This window comes from Stenotrophomonas sp. STEN020 (assembly GCF_056760195.1).
Genome location: NZ_JBRREI010000096.1, coordinates 1 through 8,049, shown reverse-complemented (window position 1 = coordinate 8,049; position 8,049 = coordinate 1). Strand labels below are relative to the sequence as shown.

Annotated in this window: 10 protein-coding genes; 9 read left to right on the top strand and 1 reads right to left on the bottom strand. The window is 63.2% G+C overall.

Features of this window, described 5'->3' with window-relative positions; all coding sequences use genetic code 11:
- Nucleotides 1-129: 129 nt before the first annotated feature.
- Nucleotides 130-987 (bottom strand): CAF17-like 4Fe-4S cluster assembly/insertion protein YgfZ, encoded by an 858-nt coding sequence (gene ygfZ / locus ACVOLZ_RS21790; RefSeq protein ID WP_481517952.1) that lies wholly within the window; start codon nucleotides 985-987, stop codon nucleotides 130-132.
- A 39-nt stretch (nucleotides 988-1,026) separates the two neighbouring features.
- On the opposite strand from ygfZ, the gene ACVOLZ_RS21785 reads away from it, so the two are divergent.
- From ACVOLZ_RS21785 to ACVOLZ_RS21745, 9 genes are all read left to right on the top strand, one after another.
- The gene (locus ACVOLZ_RS21785; RefSeq protein ID WP_481512136.1) at nucleotides 1,027-1,200 is read left to right on the top strand and encodes a DUF1674 domain-containing protein; all 174 of its coding nucleotides are present in this window, start codon (nucleotides 1,027-1,029) and stop codon (nucleotides 1,198-1,200) included.
- A gap of 54 nt (nucleotides 1,201-1,254) precedes the next feature.
- On the top strand, nucleotides 1,255-1,647 hold the full coding sequence (sdhC, locus tag ACVOLZ_RS21780; protein WP_282268784.1) for a succinate dehydrogenase, cytochrome b556 subunit: 393 nt from the start codon (nucleotides 1,255-1,257) through the stop codon (nucleotides 1,645-1,647).
- A complete protein-coding gene (sdhD, locus tag ACVOLZ_RS21775; RefSeq protein ID WP_481517951.1) occupies nucleotides 1,644-2,027 on the top strand; it encodes a succinate dehydrogenase, hydrophobic membrane anchor protein in 384 nt (127 codons plus the stop codon). The genes sdhC and sdhD overlap by 4 nt, the downstream gene beginning before the upstream one ends.
- 3 nt (nucleotides 2,028-2,030) lie before the next feature.
- Complete coding sequence (sdhA, locus tag ACVOLZ_RS21770) at nucleotides 2,031-3,821, top strand: succinate dehydrogenase flavoprotein subunit (RefSeq protein WP_481517950.1); 1,791 nt, start codon at nucleotides 2,031-2,033, stop codon at nucleotides 3,819-3,821.
- 18 nt (nucleotides 3,822-3,839) lie between these two features.
- The gene (locus ACVOLZ_RS21765) at nucleotides 3,840-4,625 is read left to right on the top strand and encodes a succinate dehydrogenase iron-sulfur subunit (RefSeq protein WP_481517949.1); all 786 of its coding nucleotides are present in this window, start codon (nucleotides 3,840-3,842) and stop codon (nucleotides 4,623-4,625) included.
- 161 nt (nucleotides 4,626-4,786) lie between these two features.
- Nucleotides 4,787-5,041: an FAD assembly factor SdhE gene (locus ACVOLZ_RS21760; protein WP_282268793.1), complete on the top strand. Its 255-nt coding sequence runs from the start codon at nucleotides 4,787-4,789 to the stop codon at nucleotides 5,039-5,041.
- A gap of 424 nt (nucleotides 5,042-5,465) precedes the next feature.
- Nucleotides 5,466-6,707, top strand: a complete 1,242-nt coding sequence (locus tag ACVOLZ_RS21755) for a lipoprotein-releasing ABC transporter permease subunit (protein WP_481517948.1) — start codon at nucleotides 5,466-5,468, stop codon at nucleotides 6,705-6,707.
- Nucleotides 6,700-7,410: a lipoprotein-releasing ABC transporter ATP-binding protein LolD gene (gene lolD, locus ACVOLZ_RS21750; protein ID WP_481517947.1), complete on the top strand. Its 711-nt coding sequence runs from the start codon at nucleotides 6,700-6,702 to the stop codon at nucleotides 7,408-7,410. The genes ACVOLZ_RS21755 and lolD overlap by 8 nt, the downstream gene beginning before the upstream one ends.
- A gap of 109 nt (nucleotides 7,411-7,519) precedes the next feature.
- Nucleotides 7,520-7,981, top strand: coding sequence for a DUF6491 family protein (locus ACVOLZ_RS21745; RefSeq protein WP_481517946.1), 462 nt, complete (start codon nucleotides 7,520-7,522; stop codon nucleotides 7,979-7,981).
- Nucleotides 7,982-8,049: the final 68 nt, after the last annotated feature.

The window sequence follows — 8,049 nt, the reverse complement described above, 5'->3', positions numbered from 1 at the left end:
CCCCCCCCCGCCCCGCGGGCCCGCGCTCTCCCCCCGCCCGCGCCCCCCCCCCCCCCGCCCCCCCCCCCCCCCCCCCCCCCCAACTACATGGGCAGGCCCCGAGCCGAGCATGGCTCGGCACTACAGGTCCTAGCGGGCCAGGCCTTCCAATAGCGGCTGGATGCTGGCGGTCTCGCCATTGACCAGAAGCGGGCCCTCGGGCAATTCCAGTGGCAACACGGCCAATGCCAGCGCACCCGCTACGCAGGCGACGGTGCCGATGTTGCTGTCGCTGTGCTGGACTGTGTCGCCAGAATTGGCGAATGAGACACATTCCAATAGCGCCAGCGAGCGCTTGGCCTTGCCCAGGAAGTGGGTGCGGGCGACGATTTCCTGGCCGGGATAGCAGCCTTTCTTGACGCTGTAGGCATTCAAGCGATCCAGTCCGAGCTGTTGCGGCGTCCATTGCTCGCGCTGTGCATCTTCAAGCCGGGGCAGGCCGAAACGAAGGTCGGATTGACGCCATGCCAATTCAGCGGAGTCGTCGATGGCAGTCGTCGCGCCACCGATCTGCAGCGTGCGTGGAACTGCTGCGCTACCCACATCCAGCTCGATGACGGCATCGGCCAGCTGCGCCAATTGCGCGCCATTGGCCGAAACGGGTGTTTCCAGTGCGGCATTCACTGCCAGCGTGCTGGCATGGCTGATGACGACCTTGCGGCGGAATACGAAGCGCCGCAGCTGCTCAGCCATGGCCGCGGCACCGCCGTCATGGCAGATCAGCAGCAGGGTCTGTGCATCCACCCGTAGCAGCTGAAAGATAGACAGCACGCGGCCTTTGGCGGTCAGCCAGGCGCTCCATTGCCAATGACCGTCGGCCAGCGAGGGCACGTCGTTGGCGAACTGGGCTTGGGCGAAAGCGACCGCATCAGCTCCCGCAAGGCTCACGATCTGAGCCTTGGAAAGTGTGCGGAAACCGGTGAAAGCAGGGGCGAGGTTGTCAGACACGTGACTGAGGACTAAAATTTGTGCGTTGCGAGACCACCAATGATAGGCCAAACAACCCCCACTCCCGAGCCCGAAGCTGAAGCCCCGTTGGCCCCCGAGAAGCAGCCGCTTCCCGAGGTGACACCGGTGCCTCAGGAAATAGGCGGCCGCGGCGGACTTGATCCGGTGCGGTATGGCGATTGGGAGAAAAACGGGCGCTGCATAGATTTCTGAGCAGCGTTGAGCCAACGCGGCATTGAGCCGCCCAGCCGAGATACGAGTCAGCGAATGGCGAACAGACCCCGCCCCCTCTCTCCGCACCTGCAGGTGTATCGCTGGCAGATCCAGATGGCCACCTCGATCCTGCATCGAGTAACCGGCATCATTCTGACTGTCGGTTCCCTGATCATTGCGGGCGGCTTGTTCGCCCTGATGATGGGGCCTGAGTCCTGGAACTGCTTCACCACCCACGCCAGCGCTTGGTACGGCAAGGTGATCCTGTTCGGTTGGACCTGGTGCTTTGCCTACCACCTGTGCAATGGCATCCGCCATATCGTGCAGGACTTCGCCATCGGCTACGCCAAGGCTACTTTCATCCGCAGCAGCTGGGTGTCGGTGATCGCCTCGCTGGTGCTGACCGCGCTGATCTGGGCTTACGTCTGCATGGGAGCTGCCGCATGAGCAAGTACCGCACCCCGTTGAAGAATGCGCGTGGTCTTGGCAGTGCCAAGTCCGGTACCGAGCACTTCGTCCACCAGCGCCTGACCGCAACCGCCCTGGTCGCACTGACCATCTGGTTCCTGTGTCTGGTGCTGAGTCTGATGGGCGCCGACTACGTTACCGCCGTGGAAACCATTGCCAAGCCGTGGAACGCGATCCTGCTGGGTGGCTTCCTGGTCTCCATGTTCTGGCACGCCCAGCTTGGCCTGCAGGTAGTCCTCGAGGACTACATCCACAACTCGCTGATGGCCCTGGCCTTGCAGACCACGGTCAAGTTCGTCGCCGTGCTCGGCGCCATCGTCAGCATCTTTGCGGTTGCCCGCATCGCGTTTGGGAACTGATACATGTCCGCTTACAACATCACTGAACACAAGGTCGACATGGTGGTCGTTGGCGCCGGTGGCGCTGGCCTGCGTGCGACCTTTGGTCTGGCCCAGAAGGGCCTGCAGACTGTCTGCATCACCAAGGTATTCCCGACCCGCTCACACACCGTGGCAGCGCAGGGCGGCATTTCCGCCGCGCTCGGCAACATGGGTGAGGACGACTGGCGTTACCACTTCTTCGACACCATCAAGGGTTCGGATTGGCTGGGCGACCAGGACGCCATCGAGTACATGTGCCGTGAGGCCATCCCGGCCATCATCGAGCTGGAGCACTACGGCGTTCCGTTCTCGCGCACCGAAGAAGGCAAGATCTACCAGCGTCCGTTCGGTGGCATGACCACCAAGTACGGTGAAGGCCCGTCCGCGCAGCGTACCTGCGCCGCTGCCGACCGTACCGGCCACGCCATCCTGCACACCCTGTACCAGCAGTCGCTGGCGCACGACGCGCAGTTCATGATCGAGTACTTCGCACTCGACCTGATCTTCGACGACGAAGGCGTCTGCCGCGGCGTGCTCGCCCTGGACATGGCCGAAGGCACCCTGCACCTGTTCCGTTCGCAGGGCGTGGTGCTGGCAACCGGCGGCTACGGCCGTGCCTATTTCAGCGCCACCTCGGCGCACACCTGTACTGGTGACGGCGGTGGCCTGGTGGCCCGTGCCGGCCTGCCGCTGCAGGACATGGAGTTCGTGCAGTTCCACCCGACCGGCATCTATGGCGCCGGCTGCCTGATCACCGAAGGTGTGCGAGGCGAGGGCGGCATCCTGCGCAACAGCAATGGCGAGCGCTTCATGGAGCGCTACGCACCGCATTACAAGGATCTGGCATCGCGTGACGTGGTGTCGCGTTCGATGACCATCGAGATCCGCGAAGGTCGCGGCGTCGGCGAGCACAAGGATCACATCCTGCTCGACCTGACCCACCTCGGCCCGGGCGTGATCGACGACAAGCTGCCGGGTATCGCCGAAAGCGCACGTATTTTCGCGGGCGTGGACGTGCACAAGCAGCCGATCCCGGTCATTCCGACCGTGCACTACAACATGGGCGGCATCCCGACCAACTACCACGGCGAAGTGGTGCGCAAGGTCGGCGACAACCCCGATGCAGTGGTGCCGGGCCTGTACGCCATCGGCGAAGCGGCCTGCGTGTCCGTGCACGGTGCCAATCGTCTGGGCTCCAACTCGCTGCTCGACCTGGTGGTGTTCGGCCGCGCCGTGGCCAACCGCTGCGCCGAGACGATCAAGCCGGGTGCGCCGCACAAGACCCTGCCGTCCGATGCCTGCGACAAGGCCCTGGGCCTGCTCGACAAGCTGCGTCACGCCAATGGCGATACGCCGACCTCGGTCATCCGCGACAACATGCAGCGCACCATGCAGAACGATGCAGCGGTGTTCCGCACCAGCAAGACGCTGGAAGAAGGCTGCCAGAAGATGGCGCAGGTGTTCGATTCGTTCCAGGACGTCAAGGTTTCCGACCGTTCGCTGGTCTGGAACTCGGACCTGATCGAGACCTACGAGTTGAACAACCTGCTGCTCAATGCAGTGGCGACGATCAACTCGGCCGAGCAGCGCAAGGAAAGCCGTGGCGCCCACGCGCACGAGGACTTCCCGGACCGCGACGACGTCAACTGGCAGAAGCACACGCTGGTCACCGTCGACGACAAGGGCAAGTGCAGCTTCGATTACCGCCCGGTGCACATGTACACGCTCAGCGATGACGTGTCCGTGGTGCCGCCGAAGCCGCGCGTCTACTGATCCGGGGAACTTACGAACATGGCTGAATTTGCACTTCCGAAGAACTCCCGGTTGACCAAGGGCAAGCACTTCCCCGCCAAGGGCGGCGCGAAGAACACGCGTACCTTCAAGATCTACCGCTGGAGCCCCGACGACGACCAGAATCCGCGTACCGACACCTACGAAATCGATCTCGATGCGTGCGGCCCGATGGTTCTGGACGCCCTGATCAAGATCAAGAACGAGATTGATCCGACCCTGACCTTCCGTCGCTCCTGCCGCGAGGGTATCTGCGGTTCGTGCGCGATGAACATCGACGGCACCAACACCCTGGCCTGCACCCGCGCCATCGCCGATTGCGGCAAGGCCGAGGTGCCGATCTACCCGCTGCCGCACATGGATGTGGTCAAGGATCTGGTTCCGGACCTGACCCACTTCTACGCGCAGTACGCCTCGATCAAACCGTGGATCCGTACCCAGACCCCGGCACCGGCAGACCGCGAACGCCTGCAGTCGCCGGAAGACCGCAAGAAGCTGGACGGCCTGTACGAGTGCATCCTGTGCGCGTGCTGCTCGACCAGCTGCCCAAGCTACTGGTGGAACGGCGAGCGTTACCTGGGCCCGGCGATCCTGCTGCAGGCCTACCGCTGGATCATCGACTCGCGCGATGAAGACACCGGTGCACGCCTGGACGATCTGGAAGATCCGTTCAAGCTGTACCGCTGCCACACCATCATGAACTGCGCACGAACCTGCCCGAAGGGCTTGAACCCGGCACTGGCAATTGCCGAGATCAAGAAGCTGATGATGGCGCGCCGCGCTTGATGTGTTATGCCTTCTCCCTTCGGGAGAAGGTGCCCCGCAGGGGCGGATGAGGGTACGGGCGAAGCCTGCTGCCCTCGATTTCGCGGGAGCTTCGCTCCAACCCTCACCCCAACCCCTCTCCCGGCGGGAGAGGGGCTTTGGTATCCGAGGTATTCGAAGCTATGCAGACCGAAGATGAAATCCTGTTGAAGAAGCTGCGCTGGCGCTGCCGGCGTGGCATGCGCGAGCTGGACCAGCTGTTCGGCCGCTATCTGGACCGCCGCTGGCTGGAAGCACCTGCCGCCGAGCGCGAGGTTTTCCTGCAGTTGCTGGACACCGAAGACGATAAGTTGTGGCGCTGGTCCATGGGCTACGAGGTCTGTCCGGATGCGTCGCAGGCGCAACTCATCGCCTACATCCGCGCCCTTCCGGTGTGAGTGGCGCCCATCGCGCTGGTTGACCTGCGCGATGCTGGGCCTGGCGGTACTTGCCGCCGTTTCGATAGTGAACTGCCGATTGGAGCCGGGCTATGCCTGGCCCTTGGGCGTGTGCGTGCTCGGCTGGGGCCTGCTACAGACGCGCGCCGAGGCGCGTAAGCCGTGCCGGGCCATACTCATATCCTCGCCACCAAGCCCGCCCTGCATCGACGCGGAACCCGTGGAGCGGATCGAACTACTCGAGCGCGGGCCGCTGTTGATACTGTGTTGGCGGCTGGGCAGGCGCCGCCAACAGCTGCTGTTCTGGCCCGATACGCTGCCACGCGCGCAGCGACGTGAACTGCGACTGGCCGTAAAGGCGCATGGCGTTTCCCGCCAGCCGCCGGGAGTGGCACCATAGCGACCAGTTCACGGGCAGACACGCATGTTCAAACCCTTACCTGTCGCAATCGGATTGCGCTATCTGCGCGCCAAGCGCCGCAATGGCTTCATTTCCTTCATCTCCATGGCTTCCATCCTCGGCATCGCGCTCGGGGTGATGGTGCTGATAACCACCCTGGCGGTGATGAGCGGCTTCCAGAAGGAGATCCGCGATCGTCTGCTACAGATGTCGGCCCATGCCACGGTCAGCGCCGACGGCGAGCCGATGGCCAATTGGCAGCATGCCATCGATGTGGCGACCAAGGACCCGCGTGTAGCCGGTGCCGCGCCGTATATCGAGATCCAGGGCATGTTGAGCGGCCTGCGGGTGCAGGGCGCGATCATCCAGGGCGTTGATCCTGCGCAGGAGTCCAAGGTCTCGGTGCTTGCCGAGAAAATGACCAAGGGCAAACTGGACAGCCTGCAGCCCGGCGAATTCAACATGGTGGTCGGCAAGGAACTGGCGATCTGGTTGGGTGTGGACGTGGGCGACAGCGTCGTGGCGACGCTGGCCGAAGTGCAGGGCACGCCGATGGGCGCCATGCCGCGGGTCAAGCGCTTCAAGGTCAGTGGCATCTTCGAGGCCGGCTCCAATGAAGTGGACCGCGGCGTCGCCTTCACCAACATGCAGGACATGGAGCGCGTGCTGCGCATGGACGGCGTTACCGGCGTGCGCCTGAAAATGCACGACATGGACCAGGCCTATACCGTGGCCCGCGATCTGGCGGTCAACCTCAATGGCTATTACCGGGTGAGTGACTGGACGCGGGAGAACGCCAACCTCTACCACTCGCTGCGCATGGAAAAGACGGTGATGGGCATCCTGCTGTCGCTGATCGTGGCGATGGGCGCGTTCAACCTGGTGTCCTCGCAGGTGATGCTGGTCACCGACAAACAGGCTGATATCGCCATCCTGCGTACGCTTGGCCTGACGCCTGGCGGAGTGATGCAGGTGTTCATGGTGCAGGGCACCTTGATCGGTGTGTTTGGCACCATTGTCGGCGTGATCAGTGGCATCACCTTGACCCTCAATCTGGAGCGCATCCTCGGCCTGATCGAGACCATCTTCAACATCAAATTGCTGCCGGAGGATGTGTACTACATCACCGGTCTGCCGACCGACATGCAGACCGCCGACATCGTGGTGATCACCGTGGTGGCGCTGCTGATGAGCTTTGCCGCAACCATCTATCCGGCGTGGCGCGCAGCCCGCACCCAGCCGGCCGAGGCGCTGCGCTATGAATGAGAACGCATTGATGGAATCGGTAATCCGTGCCGAAGGCCTGGGCAAGACCTATGCCGAAGGCAAGATGCACACGCCGGTGTTCGACGGCCTGGACTTGAATGTTGCCGCGGGCGAAACCGTGGCCATCGTCGGTGCCTCGGGCGCGGGCAAGAGCACCTTGTTGCACCTGCTAGGCGGCTTGGACATCCCGACCGCCGGTGAGGTCTATGTCGCCGGGCAGCGCATGTCGGCACTGTCCGACGCCGCGCGTGGAAAGCTGCGCAACAGCTCGCTTGGCTTCGTCTACCAGTTCCATCACCTGCTGCCGGAATTCACCGCGCTGGAGAATGTGATGATCCCGGTGATGTTGGGTGGCAGCGATCCTGCTGGCGCCAGTGCCCGCGCCAAGGCCTTGCTGGAATCGGTTGGGCTTGGCCACCGCCTGGATCACAAGCCGGGCGAGCTGTCCGGCGGCGAACGCCAGCGCACCGCGGTTGCGCGCGCCCTGGTCAATCAGCCGGGCTGCGTGCTCGGCGATGAGCCCACCGGCAATCTGGACGACAAGACCGCCGGCACCGTGTTCGATCTGATGCTGGAGTTGAATCGCGTGCATCGCACCAGTTTGGTTCTGGTCACCCATGACCGCAGTTTGGCGCGCAAATTGGATCGCGTGCTGGAGTTGCGCCAGGGCCGGCTGCATGAGCTGGCCAGTAGCGGCGTTTGATCCGCGAAAAGCAGGTGATGATCCCGTAGCTGCCACGGGACTATCATGCTCGGGTAAGTGCTCGCGGCTTCATGGAGTCAGGTTGTTTCCTTCAATGAGGATTGCTGCCATGAAAAAAATGCTTGTTGCGATGATGCTGGCCGCCGTTCTTGGCGGCTGTGCGACGACCGGGAAATTGACCAGCGCCGAGCGTCTGGATCTGTACCGTGCGCACGCCGGTGAGCCAGTGAAGAGCTTCAGATACTTTGGTTCGCTCAATGGCTGGACCGAGCTGGGCGACAGCGCTTTGGCGGTGTGGACCAAGCCCAACGAAGCCTGGCTGTTGAATCTCAGTGGGCCGTGCATGGATCTGTCATTCGCCCCTGCGATCAGCATCACCAATATGATGGGCCAGGTATCGGCGCGCTTTGACCGCGTGATCGTGCATGGCGGAGGGCCGATGGCACATGTGCCGTGCCGGATTGACAGCATCCAGCCGCTGGACGTGAAGACCCTGCGCGCATCCGAAAAACAGCTACGCGAAGCAAAGATTTCCGAGCGCGCTGCAGAGCAAGGTACCGAGACGGATTGAAGCACCACCTGTAGTGCCGAGCCATGCTCGGCAAGGGCTTTCCCGGTAGTGCCCCTGCCGAGCATGGC